The organism is Nocardioides sp. (assembly GCF_030019515.1).
Lineage (GTDB): Bacteria > Actinomycetota > Actinomycetes > Propionibacteriales > Nocardioidaceae > Nocardioides.
Map to the genome: position 1 here is coordinate 89,939 of NZ_JASEEQ010000012.1, position 17,390 is coordinate 107,328.

Below are 17,390 nucleotides of genomic sequence, written 5' to 3' on the forward strand. Positions count from 1 at the left end.
CACCAGGAGTAGGTATGTCCCGTCCTCAGATCATCGTGAACGTCACCGCTGCGCTGCAGCGACGTGGCGCGCCCACGGACACCGGCACCGCCTTTCTGGTGTACGCCGGAGTCACCGGGCCATCGGCGCCGACGAAGTGCCTGTCAGCCGCAGACGCCCTCGCGGCCAACGTTCCTGCCGTCCAGGCCGCGTGGGTGGGCGACGCTCTCACCCAGGGCGCCCCTGCCGTCTACGTCCTCAGGGCCGCAGCGGTCGACAACGCTGCGGTCACCGAGGCGGAGTGGACCACCGCGCTGGATCAGCTCACGGCTGACTTCGGGCCCGGCCAGGTCCTCATCCCCGGCGTCGAAACCGCCGCAGCGCACGCCGCCCTCCTCGCCCACGCCGACGCGACGAAGCGTTGTGTCCTCCTCGACGCTGCCAAGGATGCGACCGCCGCCGACCTGACGACCGCGGCCGCCGGCCTCGCCGCGGGAGCCGGCGCCGAGCGCGCCGGCCTCATCGCCCCGTGGGCCACGGTGCCCGGAAGCGCCGGCCTGGCCCGCGAGGTGCCCGGCTCGGTGATCGCGGCGGGCCTCGCCGCCCGCAGCGACGCCCGCGTTGGTCACGCCAACGCGGCCCCGGCCTTCGACCAGGGTGTCGGCGCGGGTGTCATCTCTCGCGGCATCGCCGTCACCGCGACCTACACCGACGCCGAGCTCGACGACCTGCACGACGCCGGCGTTTCCGTGATCCGCAACATCCGCGGCGTCCCGACGCTCTACGGCTGGGTCTCGATCTCCTCGGATCCGAACTTCCGCCAGCTGAACTGGGGCCGCATGGCCATGCAGCTGCACTACGGGATCTCGGCGCTGGTCGAGCAGTTCCTCGGCCGCCAGATCGACGGCCAGGGCAAGCTCTTCGCCGAGCTCGAGGGCACCCTCCGCGGCTACTTCCTGCCCCTGTGGCAGCGCGACCCCAACCCCGCGCTGTACGGCTCGAGCGCCGACGAGGCCTTCGACGTCGACACCCGCAGCCCGAACACCGGCACCACGATCGCCGCTGGCGAGCTCCACGCACTCGCCGCGGTCGCCCTGACCCCGCACACCGAGAAGGTCATCATCGACGTGACGACCGCGATCGCCGAAGGAGTGGCGGCATGACCACCTCTCAGCAGTTCCTCATCACGGCCACCGTCGACGGACGCCCACTCGGGACGTTCGACACCGCCTCAGGCGGCGAGCCGACCGCGGACGTCGCGAAGCACCGCCCTGGCGGCATGGTGGGTGAGAACTCCTACGGCGCGCTGCCGACATATGGCGACCTCACCGTCGGACGCGAGCTCGACCGTGTCCGCGACGTCGAGGTCTACCGCTCCCTGGTGCCGCGCGTCGGCAGGGCGCTGGCCTCGGTCTCCAAGCAGCCGCTCGACGACGACGGGGCACCCGCCGGCAAGCCGTTCACCTACACGGGCCGCCTCGCCGGCATGAGCGACCCGGACGCCGACTCCAACGATGCGTCGGTCTCCATGTGGCAGATGACCATCGTCGTCACCGGCCGCGCCTGATGGCCACCGAGCACGAGCCCGACGAGGGCGAGCGCGCCGCTGCGCCGGGCTCAGCCCTGGCCGGACTGCGCCGCCGGCGCGAGGAAGCAGCCGCGAAGCTGTACCTGGACCTCGCGGTCCCCCGCCTCGACCCTCCGGTCTACGTCCGCTACAAGCCCGTCGACCAGCGCACCCTCGACCTGGCGAACAAGCGCGCCCGCGAGTCCAAGGACCCTGACCGCCTCGTCATCGCCAACGCCGTCGCCCTCTCGCACGCGTGCATCGGGGTCTTCGGCGAGGTCGACGGCCAGCCCGAGGGCAACCCCGAGGACTGGCCGAAGTTCGACAGCCGGCTCCGGGAGCTGCTCGGTCTGCCCGAGGACGCCAGCGCGGTCGAGACGGTGCGCACGCTCTACCTGACCGACGGCGACGTGATCGCGGCGGCTAGCGAGCTCGCCGAATGGTCAGGCATGGTGGCGCGCCGTACCGACGAGGAGATCGCGGGAAACTGACCGGCGACCCCGCCATCGAGCTGGCCGGGGTCGCAGTCCAGTACGGCCTCGACCCCCTCAGGGTCTTGGCTCTCGCACCACACGACGCCCAGATCACCGCGGCGGCTCTCGCGGCGGCGAACCGCCAGCGGTCCGACGAGATCCGTGGGTGGTTGGACTACCTCGCCCGCACGACAGCGGCGAGCACCACGACCGGCTTCGGCCAGGTCATGCGCGGATTCCTGAAGGTGATGGCGAGGCGGAGGTGAGTCGTCGTGGCTGCTGAGGAAGAGGTTGGCCTCCGGCTCTCCCTGAAGAACCGCCACGAGACCGTGTCCGGGCTCGACGACGTCGGCGACAAGCTCGACCGGGTCGGCGACGAGGCCGACCGTGCAGGCCGCAAGGCCAGGTACGGCGCCGCGGGCCTGCTTTCGTTCGGCCGGAGCGGGAGGATCGCTGGCCGCGCCGTCGTCTACGGGATGGGGGCGGCCGCGGCCGGGGTCGTCGGCGCGGGCATCGCGCTCACGAAGCTGTCGAAGGACTCGATCGCGGAGGCCCGCGAGTCGCAGAAGGTGGGCGCCGTCACCCGCTCCGAGATCAAGGCCACGGGCCAGGTCGCGAACGTCACCGCTAAGCAGGTCGGGCGTCTCGCCGGCGCGATCTCGGACAAGGTCGGCGTCGACGACGAGGAGATCCAGGCCGGCGCCAACATGGTCCTGACGTTCAAGAACGTCCGCAACGAGATCGGCAAGGGCTCGAAGATCTTCAGCCGCGCGACCCGCGACGCCGTTGACTTGGCCAAGGCCGGGTTCGGGTCGATCACCTCGCAGTCGAAGATGCTGGCGAAGGCGCTCAACGACCCGATCAAGGGACTCTCCGCGATGTCCCGGTCCGGGGTGACGTTCACCCAGCAGCAGCAGGACCGGATCAAGGGCCTGGTGGAGGAGGGGGACCTTCTCAAGTCCCAGAAGATCATCCTCGGTGAGGTCGAGTCCCAGGTCGGCGGCGTCGCCGAGGCACAGGCCACCTGGGGCGACAAGGCGGCGGTCTCGATCGGCAACATCAAGGAGCGCATCGGCCTGGTGCTCCTCCCGGCACTCGACGGCGTCGAGAAGTGGTTCGTCCAGAAGGGCGCACCCGTGCTCGACCGGTGGGTCGGGGTCTTCGAGGACCGGGGCATCCCGGCCATCGAGCGGTTCGCCCGCAAGGCCGTCCCCGCGGTCGGTGACTTCCTCGAGGAGGCCCGCCCGCTCGCGGAGTCGGTGATCCCCGCGATCGGCACCGGCCTGGAGACCGCCGCTGACGCGTTCAAGGTCATCGCCCCCAAGGCGAAGGCGGTCTTCGAAGCCTTCAACAACCTCCCCGACTGGGCCAAGCAGGGCATCGCGATCGCCGCGCTCGGCGGCCTCGCGGCCAAGAGAATCGGGGCGTTCGACCGCGGCAGCCTTCTCGGGTCGATCGCTACGACGGCCAAGCCGCTCCCCGTGTGGGTGGTCAACGGCGGTGGCGGTCTCCCGACCACGGGGAAGCCCGGCGGCCCCACCCCCTTCGGCGGACCTGGGGGCGGCGGGCCGAAGTGGGTGCCCGGCATGGTCGGAAACACCTTGGGGACCGCGCTGACGGCGCTCGGATTCGCCATGGCCAACAGCGACCCCGACAACGTCCACCCAGGGCTGCCTGGCCTCGACGTCACCAAGGTGATGTCGCAGGAGGAGCTGCTGGCTCAGGAGCGCCGGCGCAACGTCGACGACTACAAGCGTCGGATGCGGGCGCTCGACGAGCTGCTGGTCGGGCCCCTCGGGAAGATCAAGGACGTCAACACCCAGTTCGACTTCCTCGGCACCAAGCGGCCCACGCCTAAGGTCGCCACTCCCGGGATGGACGAGGCCGTCCGCTCCGGAGACCGCCTGATCGGGATCCTCGGTGTGCTCGACCGCACCGAGTCCCGGCCGACCGTCGTGCTCGACGGTGTCGGCACTGCCGAGCTCCGCGTCCAGTCCTTGCAGTCCAAGCTCCAGCAGCTGAGCGGGCAAGGTGTGTTCCTCCCCGGCGGCTCCCCGACGCCGGGCAGCAGCGGCAACAAGTGGGACGGACTCCGCGCACCCAAGCACCCCCGGCCCGTGCCAAGCGCTGGCCGGGTCACGGTGCCACAGGGGCCTGACCTCCCCGACGTCGCGGGCTGGGCGGACGAGGTCGCCGTGCCTGACACCGTGGTGCAGCTGTACCTGGACGGCAAGGTCCTGATGGAGAGCACGGTGCGGAACCTGCAGACGAAGGCCGCCCGCGCGTGATCACGCCCTCTGGCGGCCTCCACCTCCCCCCGTTGACACACACCGTGCACGCAGGCACCCAGCGCCGGGTCCACATCAAGCCGACTCGACCGGCCGGCCCGGGTGTGTGGTTCGACCTCATCGGAGACGACGACCCTCGCGAGGGCTCCGCGGGCTGGCAGGACGTCTCGCGTCCCCGGCGCCAGTCGGGGGTGGAGTGGGTAGGGCAGTCCGCCTCGGCGTATGTTCTGCCGCTCTTGCTCGACGGGGTTGAGGTCTCGCCTGGCCGCGACCAGGTGATCGAGAAGGACATCCGTGCGGTCCGGTCGTGGTTCGTGAAGACCAAGAAGACCGGCGAGCCCCCGGTGTTGGCCATCACCGGGCCGTTGCACTTCCCGAAGTCCATGCGCTGGGTCGTCGCGGACATGGTGTGGGGCGCGAAGATCCGTGACCCTGGCGGGCGCCGGGTTCAGCAAGCGCTGACCCTGACGCTGAAGCAGTACCTCGAGCCGTCGGTCGTGAAGAGTCCCGCCAAGAAGGCCCGGCACAGGCAGGGCAAGTGAGCGGCCAGACGCTCTCCGACCTGGTCGAGGACCTGGTCCTGCTCAACCACCAGCGTGCCCGGAACCTCGTGCTCGACGAGGCCGTCGCCGACCAGCCCACCATCAAGCTCACCATGGACGGGGCCAACACCCTCGACGTGCCGGTCGTCGACGCGGAGCGCAAGGTACTGCGCTCCCCGCTGACGCAGTACCGCTCCTGGGCCGAGGTCGCCGGCGTCCGTTTCGAGCTCGTCGGCTTCAGCAAGATCGGGAGCAGGTTCACGCTCCACTTCGAGGACGGCATCGCGGCCGCGCTGCGCCGCCGTACGAAGCCACTCTCGGCGCCGGCGGGATCCACGACCCGGCAGGAGTTCGCCATCAGACTCGCCCGTGAGGCGAAGGTCCCCTATGCGGTGGACCCGACGAAGCGAGCCAAGGTCTCCTCGGTGCTGGAGCGCTCGGCGGCCGGCCAGAAGACGAACTCCTGGGACGTGCTGGGCGACATGGCCGAGGCGATCCACTGGCGCCGGTTCTCCACCGGCACGAGCCTCGTCGTCGGTGGCGACGAGTGGCTGATGGAGCGCGACCGCAAGCCGATCCGGCTGCGAGAGCACGCGGGTGGCGTGCACGACATCGACTTCGACCTCGACATCGCGAAGCGAGTCTCCGAGGCCACGCTCACGGTCGACTCCAAGCTGTGGACCCTGCGGCCGGGGTCGGTCTGCACGATGGGCGACGACATGGGTCCCGCAGAGGGGAAGTGGCTGGTCGGAGAGTTCACCCGGCCTCTGGCCAGCACTCGGGCGACCGTCCGCCTGATCCGTGCTCGCCACGTGCTCAAGGAGCCCAAGCGCTCTGGCCCCGGAGACCTAGGCGATCCTGACTTCGTGCCCGGCAGCGCCGGCTCATCCGGCGGGGGCGCGGCGGCCAACGCCGCACGTGAGCGCATGGTCCGGTTCGCGCTCTCCCAGGCCGGTGACGCCTACGTGTGGGGCGGCAACGGACCAAGCGGCTGGGACTGCTCGGGCCTGGTGTACGCCGCCACGCGGGTGGCTGGTCGTCAGATCCCGGCACGCACCTCGGCCGGTCAGTGGGCCGCTTGCCAGGCCGCCGGGCGCACGATCGCGGTCAGCACAGCGCTCAGGATCCGGGGCGCGCTCCTGTTCATCCAGACCACCGACACGCACCACGTCGCGATCTGCCTGGGCAACGGCTCGACGGTCGAGGCCAAGGGATCCGCCTACGGGACTGGCGTGTTCGGCGGTGCGGCCGGCGGCGGATGGACCGGGGCCGCGCTATGGGTGTGAGGGGGAACCGCGGGTGACGCTCGACCAAATCGTGGGCCAGGCGCCGCGGACCATCGACCGCCCGCCCGTGACCGCGAAAATCGTGCGCGTCGACGACTCCGGTATCTGGGCCGTCCCGATCGGTGGCGACCCCCGCACCCCCGTCGGCCCATGCCAGGGGCCCACCCAGGTAGCAGTCGACGAGCAGGTGGTCCTCACGTGGACTCCGCAAGGGCCCTGGGTGCAGCCGGCCGTCGACACCAGCGGCTTCGAGACCGAGGCGGGAGCCCTGGCGAAGGCGGACGCCGCCCGCGAGCAGGCCGAGGCCTACGCCGACAGCCAGCTGGGCGGCCACGCCGCCGACACCACCGAAGTGCACGGCATCCCCAACACGGCGGAGCTCGAGACCCAGGCCGGAGCCCAGGCCAAGGCGGACGCCGCGATTGCCGACCACGAGGACGCGACCGCACGGTTCCACGGCAACACAGGGGTCCGTCGTGTCGTCGACGCCGGCGACATCGTCGACCTCCCCGACCTCGAGCTCCTGGTCCGCCGCACGGGCGACGTGGTCGCGGTGTGGACCCGCGAGCCGGTCGCCGCGGCGTTCTCCGGCGCCCTCGACCTCTTCACGCTCCCCACCGAGTTCCGCCCCGACGCGAACGCCACCGTCAGCGGCGTCTACAACCCGGCGACCGGGGCGCCCGTCGCCGGCGCCAGCCTCATCGTCCGCCACGACGGCACCGTCCGCCTGATCGCGGTCTCAGGCGCCCGCCACGTCGCCGGCGTCACCGCCACCGTCAACGCCGCCTGGCCGGCCGCCTACCCAGGAACGGGGGAATGACCCGATGCCCAAGCACCTCGCCCTCCCGCTCCGCGTCTCCGGGTCCGGCGCCCTCAGCGCACTCGAACAGGACAGTGACCGGGAGATCACCCAGTCGGTCGCGCTGCTGCTCGACACCCGCCCGGGCGAGCGGCGCTCGGTCCCGGGCTACGGCCTCTCCGACCCCCTAGGCAGCGGCGTCAGCCACGACGTCATCGCCGACGCCGTCACCGAGTGGGAGGACCGCGCCGAGTCCGTGTTCGTCGAGCAGCTCGCCGAGACGCTCGTCGACCAGCAGGTCTCGGTCTACCCGCCGGATCCCACCCCTTCCGACCTCGAGGAGGAGGAGTAGTCGATGCCCTGGGACCCGCCCGAGATCGATACCGACGAAGACTCGGTGACCGACCGGATCCTCGATGGACTCGCTGTACGCCTCCCCGGTTGGGAGCCCGTGGAGGGTGCCCCCGAGGTCGCCCTGGCCGAAGAGCTCGGCCGCGAGATCGCGCTTCTGAACCAGACGACCATCACTGTCCTCGAGCAGGCCGTCGCCGGCCTCGGTGAGACCGCCTTCGGCTTCCCCGCCTACCTCGGCGTGAACGCGGAGATCCCGGTGACCCTCACCGTCACGGGCGCCGGAGCCGTCGTGCCCCAGGGCTTCACCGTCATCGGCATCAACGATGACGGCGCGGAGGTGGCCTTCGAGCTGCTCGAAGACGTGACCTCGGTCGGGTCGACCGTGGACGTCACCATGACCGCCACCAAGGCAGGGGACGCCGGCAACACTGTCCCCGCAGGCACGTTGACGATCGTGGTGTCCACCGCCACCGTGATCTCCGCGGAGGCGACCGCGCCGAGCACCGGTGGCGCTGATGCCGAGGTGCTCGGCGACTACCTTTCGCGCCTGGTCGACTACTTCGCCACCCTGCGCCCGGGCGGCGTCCGTGCGGCCGATCTCGCCGCCCTCGCCCGTTCGGTTCCGGGCGTGCACCGCGCGCTCGGTGTCGATCTGTACGACCCCGCCGACCCCGGCACTCCCGCCGAGCGCACCGCGACGGTCTTCCCGATCGACGACGCCGGCGCACCCGTGAGCTCGGCCGTGGCCACCCAGGTGCAGGCCGTGCTGGAGGCCTCCCGCGAGGTCAACTTCGTAATCCACGTCGAGGAGCCGACGTACACCGTGATCGACGTGGTCTACGACGCCGTGGCCGAGCCGGGCGCGGACCCTGCCGTGGTCGCCACGGCCATCGAGTCGGCGATTGCCGACTGGCTCTCCGCCTGGGGGACGACCGCGGACGACGAGACGGCGTGGGAGCCGGTCACTACCGTTCGCCTGCTGCAGCTCGCGCGCATCGCCGGATCTGCGCCAGGCGTGGCCTACCTGGCGTCGATCACGATCAACGGGTCCGCGGCTGACTTCGAGCTTCCCGGCGTGGCGCCACTGCCCGCGTCCCTCACCGATCCGGTCGCCCCCTCCACGATCACCGGGACCGTGTCCTGATGGCCGACCTCGTCGACCGGGTCCTCGAGGCGCTCGGCCGCGCGTTCGTCACTCGGGCCGGCGACGCGCTACCGAACCTGCTCGACGGCCTGGCCGACCCGCTGCGGGACGCCGACGACCGGCTCGCGGCCACGGATCGGGGATGGGCCGCGGCCTTCGACCTTGACGCCACACCGGAGCCCCGGTGGATCGGGTCGGCCACCGGGACCAGCGTCCCGGGCGGCCTCACCCTCGCCGAGCAGCGCGACTACGTCCGCGACCGCGCCACGTGGCGCCGCGGCACCCCTGAGGCCATCAAGGGCGCCGTGCGAGCGATCCTCCTCGCGACCAACAGCCGCCGGGTGGACCTGCTCGAGCGGGAGGGTTCGCCGTGGCGGCTCGGCGTCCGCGTGTGGGCCGCTGAGGTCCCCGCCGGCGGCAGCGTTGCCGTGCTCGCGGCCGCGAAGACCCAGACACCCGTCGGGATCCTCGTCGACGTCCACGTCGAGTCGGGCGCCACCTACGAGCACATGGCCGAGTACCACGGCCCGACCTACGAGGACGCGCTCGCCGCCTTCCCGCTCTACGACAGCGCCTCGCCCGTCGAGGCCACCAGCGTCTACCACGTGCCCGAGGAAGGAACCGACGTCTGATGGCGATCGCCACGACCCCCAGAGGTGTGCCCTACCCGGAGCCCGGCTCGGGTGAGCCCAACAACCCGCCGATCCACCTCAAGCAGCAGGCGGAGTGGGTCGACGAGAACGTCCCCAAGACCGCCGATCTCGCCGATCCTGAGACCGAGGCCGGAGCACTCCTGGCGGGATCGTTCGCTGGCAAGCCGACCATCGACGCCGACGACCTGGCGATCCTCATGCGGGACCGCACCGTCGCCAACGGCGTCTCGTGGACCACCCCCCACGAAACCATCGCCCGAGTGCTCGGCTGGGCGGTTGTCACCGACGCCCGTTACGGAGGCGGCGCCGACAACACCGGGGTAGACGACTCGGCCGCCGCGGTCCAGGCCGCTCACGACTCCCTGCCCACCAGCGGCGGCACCGTCTGGTTCCCAGCCGGAACGTTCAAGGTCGGCACGGCGATCACGGTCACCAAGCCATGCGCGATCCGGGGAACTGGGCCACGCACGAAGATCCAGACCACCAGCGCCACCGCCAACATCTTCACCGTCTCGGCCGGGCAGGTCACCATCGGTCACGTCGCCATGAGCGCCACGGTGACGAGGACGGCAGGCTGGTACGTAGACGTCCTCTCGACGGCATCCAACTTCCGCATCGAGCACTTCACCACGGCGGGTGCCATCGGCGGCGTTCGGACGGCCGCAACGTCCGCCGCAATCGCGCACGGTTCGATCCGCGACGGAACGGCCGGGACCGGCATCGCGGTGCGAGTCGACGGCGGGTTCGCCGTCGCGGTCGAGGACATCACCACCGACGCTGCCGCACAGACCTACGCCGGCATCTACGTCACCAACGTCGGCGACCTGGTCATCAAGGACTGCCAGCTCCTCCACGCCGGCACCGGCCTGCTGGTGCAGCCGGGCGCCGGGCAGAGCGTCACGAGCCTGTGGGCCGAGAGCACGTTCTTCGACAACTGCACCACGGGCGTCAGCCTCAGTGCAGCCGGGGGAGCGATCGCCCGCTCCAGCTTCTTGCGCTGCTGGATGGGCAGCGCGACGAACTGGGGCGTCCTGATGGCCACCTCGGGGGCGGGGACCATCGACGGCACGGACTTCCTCGGCTGCCACATCTTCCTCAACGGCTCCGGCGGCATCGCGATCAACGCCGCCGCGGTCAGCAACACCCGCATCGCCAACTGTGCGATCTGCGACAACACCGGGGACGCGGGAATCCTCGTCAACGGCGCCGTGTCGGGCCTGAGCATCACCGACAACCTGATCGGCGCCGGGTTCGGACTCGGCGGCAACGGCTACGGGATCTTCTTCAACGTCACGACCGTCAACGACCTGATCATCACCGACAACGATCTCACCGGGAACACGATCGCGGCCATCGCCGGGGAGCCGACATCGGGGACCAACCGGCTGATCGCCAACAACCTTGGTGACACTAGCCGCGGCGCTACCGCCGGCATCACCGTAGGCGCCAGCCCGTTCACCTACACCGCCGGGAGCCGGTACGAGACCGTCTACATCAACGCCGGGACCGTCAGCCTCGTCAAGGTCGACGGTGCTTCCGTTTTCCAGCAGACCAACTGCGCCGTGCGCCTAGCCCCTGGAAAGTCGGTGGAGGTCACCTACACCGTGGCACCCGGCATGTCGCGAACCAAGGACTGACGATGACCCCAGCGGGTGAGGAGCCTCATGATTGCCTGGTGGTGCGCGACCATCTGCATCGTCCTGGTGGTGCTGTCCTTGTCTGGTGTCTTGCGCCCATCAAGGCCGATCTACGTGGCGGTCGTCGCACTGGAACTCGTGCTCCTAGCGTGGGCCGTCGCCCTGCGGGCGAGCTAGCCGCTGCCGTACCGACTCCGGGGCTCCGTGACACTTCTTGGTCTTGCGGCCGCTGCCGCAAGGACAGGGGTCGTTTCGGCCGGCGCGACCAGCGCCCTGGGCTCGCTGGTCGCGCTCGACCTGGGCACACACCTGCTGTACGCGTTCGGGCGTCACCGGCGTAGTCCCTAGAGCCTTCATGGCGACCACAACGGCGATCACACCAAGTAGGACCTGTACAAACTGCCAGAGCCGCTGCTCTCGCAGTGACATGGACCCGTCTGGAACGCGATCGTCCGATAGTCCGGCTTGGGCCAGCGCTGCCTGAGCTAGCGCAGAATCCCGAGTGGCGATCGCCTCAGCCAGCTGACCGCGCACCACTTCCAACTCGTCTCGGCTCGCATGCGCGAGGCGTGCGACGAGACGGAGGTTCCCCCTCGCGTCCGATGAGTAGGTGCCGTCGACTCCGCCCGTCACGTCCTGCTCGTGGCCACACCGCGGGCAGCGCATCACGAAATTCCCTGCAGCGTTGTTCTGCAGCGTCATGTTCGTGAACGTGAAGCCGGGCATCCCGTAGCTGAGACCGCACCGCAGGCAGGTCGTCGACACAGTCATGTCTTGCACCCTAGGACGGACTGCTCGGGCGCGACCGAGAACTCGTACCGTCTCGCCTCGAGCCGCCCGGCGTCGGGGTCCCACGACACCCCTTCGTAGGAGGTCACCTTGTCGCGCGTTGAGCACCCGGCGGATGGCCCCAGATGAGCGCAGACGACCCGACGCCAGGCGAGCTCTACCGGATGATGAAGGACCTCGCGAACCAGATCCAGGGGATCGTTGGCCGGCTCGAGCGCCGAGACTCCTACATCGAAGAGAACTTCGTCCGCACCCAGGTGTGGTTCGAGGCGCGCAAGGCAGACCAGGGCATGGCTGCGAACCTCCACCAGGACATCGGTGCGCTCAAGGAGTCGAAGGCGGACCAGAGCGCGCTCGTCAACGTCGCCCAGGACCTTGAGACCCTGCAGAAAGAGCGCGAGACCGAGCGGGCCAACGATCAGGCCCAACGGCAGGCGGACCGCAACTGGCGGCGCCAGATGACCCTCACGATCGCCCTCACCGCGATCACCACGCTCCTGTCCATCGTCGGCCTCGTGTTGACGCTCGTCCTCTCTCTCACGGGGTGATGAACCATGTCCAGGCTGCGCGCGTGGGTGCCATCGACCCGGACCGTCACCGCGGCGATGGTCACGGCCGCGGTGCTCGGAGTGGGGCTGTTCGTGCTGCTGCTCGTCCTGGTCATCGGCCAGAAGGTGCAGCTCGACCAGGCCGCCCAGAACGATGAGGAGTCCCGGAGCGACCGAGCCGAGCTGCACGCGGCGGTCGACCACCTAGCCACCGCGCTAGCGAGAGCGAACGACCGGCTGATCGACGCCGGCCGGAGCCCGGTCGTCCCGCCGGCCGCAGGCCCTGCCGGTGTCCCGGGACCGGCCGGCGCCCCAGGGTTGGAGGGCCCGCGGGGGCCCGTAGGGGCCCGCGGGCCGGCGGGTGATCCTGGTGACCGGGGGAAGGCTGGGCGGCCGGGAGCAGCCGGACCAGCGGGCGCACAGGGGCCTCAGGGCCCTGTCGGTCCGGCTGGCCCCGCGGGTCCGACCGGGCCGCAAGGCGAGCGCGGCCCGGCGGGCGCTGACCCGTGGCCGTTCACCTTCGCCTTCACCGTCCAGACCAACCCGGTGCAAGCCACCACCTACACGGTCATGTGCACGGCCGACGGCTGCACCGTCACCGAGTCCTGAGCCTTCGTCTCCGCGTCGCCCTGCTGCTAGACGCCCTGTCCGCCTGCCCCAACGAGGAGTCCTACATGAACGCACCGCTCGGCCTGGCCGACCTGCAGCCGCCCGAGGAGATCGAGGAGCTCATCGCGCAGCTGCCCGTGCTCGACGACGGCGCCGAGCCGGCGCCGTACCCGCACGCCGAGATCCTCGAGCGCGACGCCCAGGACGACCTCGACGAGCTCGGCGCCCCCGGCGACGCCCCGCACACCTCCCGGGAGGCCGTGCAGCTCGGCTGGGAGTGGGTGCGCGGCGCGGTCTTCCTCGGCGTCGGCTACTGCCTCAAGGTCATCCGGTCCCTGTTCCTGGTCGACCCGCTCTACCCGGACGCCGAGACCGGCTGGGAGCAGGCCGGGCACCGGCACAAGACCGACGACACCGACCAGATCCCCTGGGGTGTCCCGGTCTGGTGGGTCAACGGCCGACACGGCCACATCGCGCTCTCGCTCGGCAAGGGCCGCTGCCTGACCACCGACTACGTGCGGACCGGCTACCTCGGCCTGGCGCGCATCGAGCAGCTGGGGCCGTGGTGCGGCGGTCGGCTAGTCGGCTGGTCGGCGGACGTCAACGGCGTGGTCGTGTGGCGGCGGAAGGCCAAACCGGAGAAGTGGGACATCGACGACCGGATCGCGTTCGTGCGGGCCGCGCTCCAGCGCGCGATCGCCAACGACGCCCCAGAGATCCGGGTGCGCGGCCTGCGGTCCTGGCTCAAGCAGCTGCGGGCCCGCCGAGACAAGCTCCGCGAACAGGGCTGAGCCCGTGCGCCGCTTCCGGCTCATCCGTGACGACGACATCTCCGGCGTCTCCGGCCGCGGGCACGTCGCTGACGGTGTTGAGTTCGACGATGGCCGGGTCGTCACCCGGTGGCGGGCCGCGATTGCGCAGACCTGCGTGTGGGACTCCATCGACCACATCCTCGCCGTGCACGGCCACGGCGGCGCCACCCGTATCGAGTGGATCGACTGATGCCAGCCGCTTCGGCCGGGCCCGTCGCCACCCGGGTCGGGACCTTCAACCTCTACCAGCGCTCCGACAACCACCGGGCGGACGCCGCGCTGCGCCGGTTCGTCGAGCACGTCGACCTGGCCGGCCTCCAGGAGTACGGCGGCCCCGCCCGACGCGCGTCGCTGGCGGACCTGCGGGATCTCGGGTTCGCGTTCTACAAGCCGCGCGACGTCGCCAGCGCCCCGCCGATCATCTGGGACGCCGACCGGTTCCAGCTGATGCGCGGCCGGTCCGTGCTCGCAGCCGACGGCCGCCGCGTCCCCGCCGTGCCCGGGAAGCGCGCGGTCCTCGACGACCTCTTCGGCACCGTGGTCGTGCTCCGCGACATGCTCCTGGACCGCGAGACCGTCGTGGGGAACATCCACACCCCCGCGCACGTCGAGCTCTGGCCCGGCCCCCGGCGCGCCATGTACCGCGAGGCCGTCGTTGCGGTCGTCGCGGACATGCACCTGCACCGCGAGCGCCCCGCCTACCTGGCCGGCGACTGGAACTGGTCGCTGCGCACACCCGACGCGCTCCCGCGTCGACTGCTCGCCCGCCGCGGCCTCGTCTCGTGTTGGTCGGGCAACCCGTCCCCGGTCGGCACCCACGGCCACCGGCTGATCGACGGCGTCTTCGCCCGCGACCGGGCCGACGAGGCCCACGTCCTGTCCGGCTTCCACGTCGGCGACCACGACCCGGCCGTCGCGACCTACACCACGAAGGAGCACCGATGACAGCCAACGAGCCTCAGGAGACCACCACCGTCACGACCCCCACGGGCGTCGTGGTCGGCGCAGCGGTCACCCCCACGCAGGTCCGCCGCCCGTGGCGCTCGACCATCCGCACAGTGTTCCAGGCGGCCGTCGCGGCCGCGGCCGCCGCACCGCTGGTCTACCAGGCGGCCACCCAGGACAGCCCCGAGCTCGCGACCGGCGCCGCAGGCGCCTTCCTCGCCGTCTCGGCCGGCGTCACCCGGGTGATGGCGCTCCCGGTCACCGAGCGGTTCCTGCGCCGGTTCCTCCCGTTCCTCGCCGCCGCACCCAAGCCGAAGGGCTGAACGTGCGCCGCCCGCCGCGGCGGCACCTGGTTCTCGGGCTGTGCTACGCCGGCCTGCTCTACCCCGTCCTCGACTACCTCTACTGGCACCGCCGCGGCGGCGCCTTCAACCACTGACCGGCGCCCGGGCCGCCCTCTCGTCGGCCCCGCGTGCGTCACCCCGGCCCGTCGTCCTCACGAAGGACGGCGGGCCGGGCCCTTCGTCGTCTCAGTCATCCGCCGGCCGGACGTGGTCGGCCGGGAGCCACTGGCTGGTGACGGTGACGTCGACGGTCCCGCCGCCGGTCGCGTACACCACCAGCGCCTCCCACCGGCCGGACCGGGTGCGTCGCCAGTCGAGCAGCACCCCAGGGGAGGCGAGCGACCCGAACCGGACCCAGACGTGCCGCGGAGACACCCGGCCACGCTGCCCGGTCCCGTCGCTCGCACGCGTCGTCACGGTCCCTGCGCTCCTCCCCGACCCCGCCTCGAGCACCCGTTCGGAAACTGACCGATAAGGTACGTTCATAGTATTCACGCGGCGTGGCGCCGTCGAACAGGCGTTCGACCGTGGCACCGTGGCGGGCATGTGCACCTCCCCGTGAAGACGATGCCGCCCGAAGAGGCGGCCCGCATCCGCGACGCGTGGCGCGCCGACCTGACCGTCGGGACCAGGGCCCGCTTCGACGACGGACTCGGCGACACCCGTCGCTGGTGGACTGTTCGTGCTACGTCGGACCGGTTCGCCATCCTGACCCGCCAGGCGGCCTTCGAGCCCAAGGGCGTGCTCTGCTACACGATCATCGACTGGGAGCTCGGGTTCCGTGGCCCGTGCAACCAGATCGGGCAGGGCTGGGGAGACGGGACGTTCGCCGACGAGGAGTGCGCCGCGCTGCTCGCCGCCCTCGAGGTTGACGAGGTCGAGGTCTCCTGGCGCAACCGTGTCCCGATCCGTCCGGGTCAGACCATCGCGGCGGCGACTGCGGGCGAGCACGCGCTCGAGGTCGACCGGTGAGCGGGCCGCGCGAGACCTTCACCGGGCCGGCCGGCACCGCGATCCGTCTCCGCATCGACCCCGCCGTCCGCGGGTCCGCCACGACCGTGACCTGGTGGCTGCTCACCGGGCCGTGGCACCCCCTGTGGACCCAGTTCGTCCTCAGCGTGGTCCGTCTCAGCCCAGTCGAGGGCTGGCCGCCCGCCGAGCTCCACTTCCCGGGCGCGACCCACGAGCTGCTCGTGTTCGCACTCAACCCGGGCGAGCCGCCGAAGGTCCACGCGGTCGAGACGCTGGAGGCCGGCGGCTTCGCCGCGGTCGGCGGCTACCTCACCCCGGTCGACGTCGTCCAGCAGTTCACCGCTACCGACGACGAGATGACGGAGCTCGCCGCCCTCTGCGCCCGCGGCTGCGTGGACGGCGCGCTCAACCCGTCGACCGACGACGCCCGGTCCACGCTCCGTGAGCACTGGCTGACCGCGTGCGTCCGGACCCTCGCCCACATCCGCGGCGAGGAGCACGCACCATGACGACCGGCCAGCTTCGGCGAGGCCTCGGCGCGCTCGGCGTGAGCATGGCCTGCCTCGGCACCGCGGCGGCCGCTGCGACCTTCAACGCGCCCGGTGACGGCCTCCTCGGCTCCGCGATCGCCACCGCGCTGATCTGGCTCGGCGCCCGCCTCGCGATCTGGGCGCTGTCTCCCACGATCGAGCCGGGCCCCTGCTGGGAGCGATCGGACATCGGCTGGCCCCTACCGGGCGGCGATGAGCGGCCAGTCTTCTGCGGCCTGCCCGCAGGCCACGCCGGCGCCCACGTCTGCGAGGACCTCCCGCACAGCGGCCGGATCACCTGGAGCGCGCGGTGAGCACCACCGACGACGAGCTGCTCGGGCTGTCGATGTTCCTCGAGCCCCGCCTCGGGCACCGACTACGGCAGCTGATCGACGCCGAGTCCCGCGTGCACCAGGTCATCGACCTCGAGCAGCGCACCCAGCGCGCCGAGGACCTTGCCACCGAGTGCCGGCGGCAGCTGCGCGTCCGCGACCGTCAGGTCACCGACCTCGAACGCGCTGCCCGCGAGCTGGCCAGCGAGGCCGCCAGCGCCGATTCCCAGACCGGCGGCACCGACGCCGATCGCCTCTACCGGCAGGCGCTCCGCGACGCGGCTGCGCACCGCCGCCTGACCTCCGAGGACCAGTCATGACCACCATCGATACGGAGACCCGCACGCGGGTCTGCCCGGGCTGCGGGCACCCAGCGACCGCCCACCTACCCGTGTTGCCCGACGACCAGCCCGGCACCTGCGCGGCCTGCGAGCGCGCCAACCTCGGCCCGTTCCAGTGCATCACCCTGCGCGGCGAGATCGACCCCGACTGGCGCCAGCCCACCGGCCGCATCGACGAGCACGAGCTCCGCCGCCTCCCCGGTCAGGAGACCGTCTGCTCGAGGTGCCGTTCCCGGGTCGTGTGGGCCGTCACCGCGGCCCGCGACACCGGCCCGGGCGGCAAGCCGATGCCGCTCGACCCGGTCGAGCACCCCGACGGCAACGTCGCGGTCTCGCCCGGCCACGCCGGCCGCCTGGTCGCCCGCGTCCTCAAGAAGGACGAGCAGCCAATCATCCCGACCGAGCTCCGCGCGATGCCCCACTTCGCGACCTGCGGGAAGGGCTGA

At 71.4% G+C, this 17,390-nt stretch carries 24 protein-coding genes; 22 read left to right on the plus strand and 2 right to left on the minus strand.

Features of this window, described 5'->3' with window-relative positions; translation table 11 throughout:
* The first annotated feature begins 14 nt into the window (after window positions 1-14).
* The 12 genes from QMC84_RS16745 (at window position 15) to QMC84_RS16800 (ending at window position 10,722) form a co-directional block, all read left to right on the plus strand.
* Window positions 15-1,142: a hypothetical protein gene (locus QMC84_RS16745; RefSeq protein WP_300376636.1), complete on the plus strand. Its 1,128-nt coding sequence runs from the start codon at window positions 15-17 to the stop codon at window positions 1,140-1,142.
* Complete coding sequence (locus tag QMC84_RS16750) at window positions 1,139-1,546, plus strand: hypothetical protein (RefSeq protein WP_300376638.1); 408 nt, start codon at window positions 1,139-1,141, stop codon at window positions 1,544-1,546. The genes QMC84_RS16745 and QMC84_RS16750 overlap by 4 nt, the downstream gene beginning before the upstream one ends.
* A complete protein-coding gene (locus tag QMC84_RS16755) occupies window positions 1,546-2,037 on the plus strand; it encodes a hypothetical protein (RefSeq protein ID WP_300376640.1) in 492 nt (163 codons plus the stop codon). The genes QMC84_RS16750 and QMC84_RS16755 overlap by 1 nt, the downstream gene beginning before the upstream one ends.
* Before the next feature lie 65 nt (window positions 2,038-2,102).
* The gene (locus QMC84_RS16760) at window positions 2,103-2,285 is read left to right on the plus strand and encodes a hypothetical protein (protein ID WP_300376642.1); all 183 of its coding nucleotides are present in this window, start codon (window positions 2,103-2,105) and stop codon (window positions 2,283-2,285) included.
* Between the two features lie 6 nt (window positions 2,286-2,291).
* Entirely contained in the window at window positions 2,292-4,307 is a 2,016-nt protein-coding gene (locus tag QMC84_RS16765; protein WP_300376644.1) for a hypothetical protein, read from the plus strand.
* A gap of 44 nt (window positions 4,308-4,351) precedes the next feature.
* Entirely contained in the window at window positions 4,352-4,849 is a 498-nt protein-coding gene (locus tag QMC84_RS16770) for a hypothetical protein (protein ID WP_300376646.1), read from the plus strand.
* On the plus strand, window positions 4,846-6,135 hold the full coding sequence (locus QMC84_RS16775; RefSeq protein WP_300376648.1) for an NlpC/P60 family protein: 1,290 nt from the start codon (window positions 4,846-4,848) through the stop codon (window positions 6,133-6,135). The genes QMC84_RS16770 and QMC84_RS16775 overlap by 4 nt, the downstream gene beginning before the upstream one ends.
* 13 nt (window positions 6,136-6,148) lie before the next feature.
* Window positions 6,149-6,955: a hypothetical protein gene (locus QMC84_RS16780; RefSeq protein ID WP_300376650.1), complete on the plus strand. Its 807-nt coding sequence runs from the start codon at window positions 6,149-6,151 to the stop codon at window positions 6,953-6,955.
* Between the two features lie 4 nt (window positions 6,956-6,959).
* The gene (locus tag QMC84_RS16785; protein ID WP_300376652.1) at window positions 6,960-7,286 is read left to right on the plus strand and encodes a GPW/gp25 family protein; all 327 of its coding nucleotides are present in this window, start codon (window positions 6,960-6,962) and stop codon (window positions 7,284-7,286) included.
* 3 nt (window positions 7,287-7,289) lie between these two features.
* Window positions 7,290-8,432 carry a baseplate J/gp47 family protein gene (locus tag QMC84_RS16790; RefSeq protein WP_300376654.1) on the plus strand — a complete coding sequence of 381 codons (1,143 nt, stop codon included), beginning with the start codon at window positions 7,290-7,292 and terminating at the stop codon, window positions 8,430-8,432.
* On the plus strand, window positions 8,432-9,064 hold the full coding sequence (locus tag QMC84_RS16795) for a hypothetical protein (protein WP_300376656.1): 633 nt from the start codon (window positions 8,432-8,434) through the stop codon (window positions 9,062-9,064). The genes QMC84_RS16790 and QMC84_RS16795 overlap by 1 nt, the downstream gene beginning before the upstream one ends.
* On the plus strand, window positions 9,064-10,722 hold the full coding sequence (locus QMC84_RS16800) for a right-handed parallel beta-helix repeat-containing protein (protein ID WP_300376658.1): 1,659 nt from the start codon (window positions 9,064-9,066) through the stop codon (window positions 10,720-10,722). Before QMC84_RS16795 ends, QMC84_RS16800 begins: the two co-directional genes overlap by 1 nt.
* Window positions 10,723-10,866: 144 nt before the next feature.
* Here QMC84_RS16800 and QMC84_RS22435 read toward each other — a convergent pair whose 3' ends face one another.
* Entirely contained in the window at window positions 10,867-11,493 is a 627-nt protein-coding gene (locus QMC84_RS22435) for an SEC-C metal-binding domain-containing protein (protein ID WP_366145759.1), read from the minus strand.
* 143 nt (window positions 11,494-11,636) lie between these two features.
* Here QMC84_RS22435 and QMC84_RS16805 point away from each other — a divergent pair, with 143 nt between their 5' ends.
* The 5 genes from QMC84_RS16805 (at window position 11,637) to QMC84_RS16825 (ending at window position 14,748) form a co-directional block, all read left to right on the plus strand.
* Entirely contained in the window at window positions 11,637-12,059 is a 423-nt protein-coding gene (locus QMC84_RS16805; RefSeq protein ID WP_300376660.1) for a hypothetical protein, read from the plus strand.
* Between the two features lie 674 nt (window positions 12,060-12,733).
* On the plus strand, window positions 12,734-13,459 hold the full coding sequence (locus tag QMC84_RS16810) for a hypothetical protein (RefSeq protein WP_300376662.1): 726 nt from the start codon (window positions 12,734-12,736) through the stop codon (window positions 13,457-13,459).
* Between the two features lie 4 nt (window positions 13,460-13,463).
* The gene (locus QMC84_RS16815; RefSeq protein ID WP_300376664.1) at window positions 13,464-13,670 is read left to right on the plus strand and encodes a hypothetical protein; all 207 of its coding nucleotides are present in this window, start codon (window positions 13,464-13,466) and stop codon (window positions 13,668-13,670) included.
* Window positions 13,670-14,425: an endonuclease/exonuclease/phosphatase family protein gene (locus QMC84_RS16820; RefSeq protein ID WP_300376666.1), complete on the plus strand. Its 756-nt coding sequence runs from the start codon at window positions 13,670-13,672 to the stop codon at window positions 14,423-14,425. The genes QMC84_RS16815 and QMC84_RS16820 overlap by 1 nt, the downstream gene beginning before the upstream one ends.
* On the plus strand, window positions 14,422-14,748 hold the full coding sequence (locus QMC84_RS16825) for a hypothetical protein (RefSeq protein ID WP_300376668.1): 327 nt from the start codon (window positions 14,422-14,424) through the stop codon (window positions 14,746-14,748). Before QMC84_RS16820 ends, QMC84_RS16825 begins: the two co-directional genes overlap by 4 nt.
* Window positions 14,749-14,955: 207 nt before the next feature.
* On the opposite strand, the gene QMC84_RS16830 is transcribed toward QMC84_RS16825, so the two are convergent.
* Entirely contained in the window at window positions 14,956-15,144 is a 189-nt protein-coding gene (locus QMC84_RS16830; protein WP_300376670.1) for a hypothetical protein, read from the minus strand.
* 171 nt (window positions 15,145-15,315) lie between these two features.
* On the opposite strand from QMC84_RS16830, the gene QMC84_RS16835 reads away from it, so the two are divergent.
* Genes QMC84_RS16835 through QMC84_RS16855 form a run of 5 tightly spaced genes read left to right on the plus strand, consistent with a single transcriptional unit; the run spans window position 15,316 to window position 17,390 of the window.
* The gene (locus QMC84_RS16835; protein ID WP_300376672.1) at window positions 15,316-15,741 is read left to right on the plus strand and encodes a hypothetical protein; all 426 of its coding nucleotides are present in this window, start codon (window positions 15,316-15,318) and stop codon (window positions 15,739-15,741) included.
* The gene (locus QMC84_RS16840) at window positions 15,738-16,250 is read left to right on the plus strand and encodes a hypothetical protein (RefSeq protein WP_300376674.1); all 513 of its coding nucleotides are present in this window, start codon (window positions 15,738-15,740) and stop codon (window positions 16,248-16,250) included. Before QMC84_RS16835 ends, QMC84_RS16840 begins: the two co-directional genes overlap by 4 nt.
* Window positions 16,247-16,585 (plus strand): hypothetical protein, encoded by a 339-nt coding sequence (locus tag QMC84_RS16845; protein WP_300376676.1) that lies wholly within the window; start codon window positions 16,247-16,249, stop codon window positions 16,583-16,585. Before QMC84_RS16840 ends, QMC84_RS16845 begins: the two co-directional genes overlap by 4 nt.
* Window positions 16,582-16,923 (plus strand): hypothetical protein, encoded by a 342-nt coding sequence (locus QMC84_RS16850; RefSeq protein ID WP_300376678.1) that lies wholly within the window; start codon window positions 16,582-16,584, stop codon window positions 16,921-16,923. The genes QMC84_RS16845 and QMC84_RS16850 overlap by 4 nt, the downstream gene beginning before the upstream one ends.
* Window positions 16,920-17,390, plus strand: a complete 471-nt coding sequence (locus QMC84_RS16855; protein WP_300376680.1) for a hypothetical protein — start codon at window positions 16,920-16,922, stop codon at window positions 17,388-17,390. Before QMC84_RS16850 ends, QMC84_RS16855 begins: the two co-directional genes overlap by 4 nt.

Excerpts from the sequence above, each read along its gene's own strand:
- QMC84_RS16745 (WP_300376636.1), top strand. The coding sequence starts at position 15 with ATGTCCCGTCCTCAGATCATCGTGAACGTCACCGCTGCGCTGCAGCGA.
- QMC84_RS16750 (WP_300376638.1), top strand. The coding sequence starts at position 1,139 with ATGACCACCTCTCAGCAGTTCCTCATCACGGCCACCGTCGACGGACGC.
- QMC84_RS16755 (WP_300376640.1), top strand. The coding sequence starts at position 1,546 with ATGGCCACCGAGCACGAGCCCGACGAGGGCGAGCGCGCCGCTGCGCCG.
- QMC84_RS16785 (WP_300376652.1), top strand. The coding sequence starts at position 6,960 with ATGCCCAAGCACCTCGCCCTCCCGCTCCGCGTCTCCGGGTCCGGCGCC.
- QMC84_RS16790 (WP_300376654.1), top strand. The coding sequence starts at position 7,290 with ATGCCCTGGGACCCGCCCGAGATCGATACCGACGAAGACTCGGTGACC.
- QMC84_RS16795 (WP_300376656.1), top strand. The coding sequence starts at position 8,432 with ATGGCCGACCTCGTCGACCGGGTCCTCGAGGCGCTCGGCCGCGCGTTC.
- QMC84_RS16800 (WP_300376658.1), top strand. The coding sequence starts at position 9,064 with ATGGCGATCGCCACGACCCCCAGAGGTGTGCCCTACCCGGAGCCCGGC.
- QMC84_RS22435 (WP_366145759.1), bottom strand. The coding sequence starts at position 11,493 with ATGACTGTGTCGACGACCTGCCTGCGGTGCGGTCTCAGCTACGGGATG.
- QMC84_RS16805 (WP_300376660.1), top strand. The coding sequence starts at position 11,637 with ATGAGCGCAGACGACCCGACGCCAGGCGAGCTCTACCGGATGATGAAG.
- QMC84_RS16810 (WP_300376662.1), top strand. The coding sequence starts at position 12,734 with ATGAACGCACCGCTCGGCCTGGCCGACCTGCAGCCGCCCGAGGAGATC.
- QMC84_RS16820 (WP_300376666.1), top strand. The coding sequence starts at position 13,670 with ATGCCAGCCGCTTCGGCCGGGCCCGTCGCCACCCGGGTCGGGACCTTC.
- QMC84_RS16825 (WP_300376668.1), top strand. The coding sequence starts at position 14,422 with ATGACAGCCAACGAGCCTCAGGAGACCACCACCGTCACGACCCCCACG.
- QMC84_RS16845 (WP_300376676.1), top strand. The coding sequence starts at position 16,247 with ATGACGACCGGCCAGCTTCGGCGAGGCCTCGGCGCGCTCGGCGTGAGC.
- QMC84_RS16855 (WP_300376680.1), top strand. The coding sequence starts at position 16,920 with ATGACCACCATCGATACGGAGACCCGCACGCGGGTCTGCCCGGGCTGC.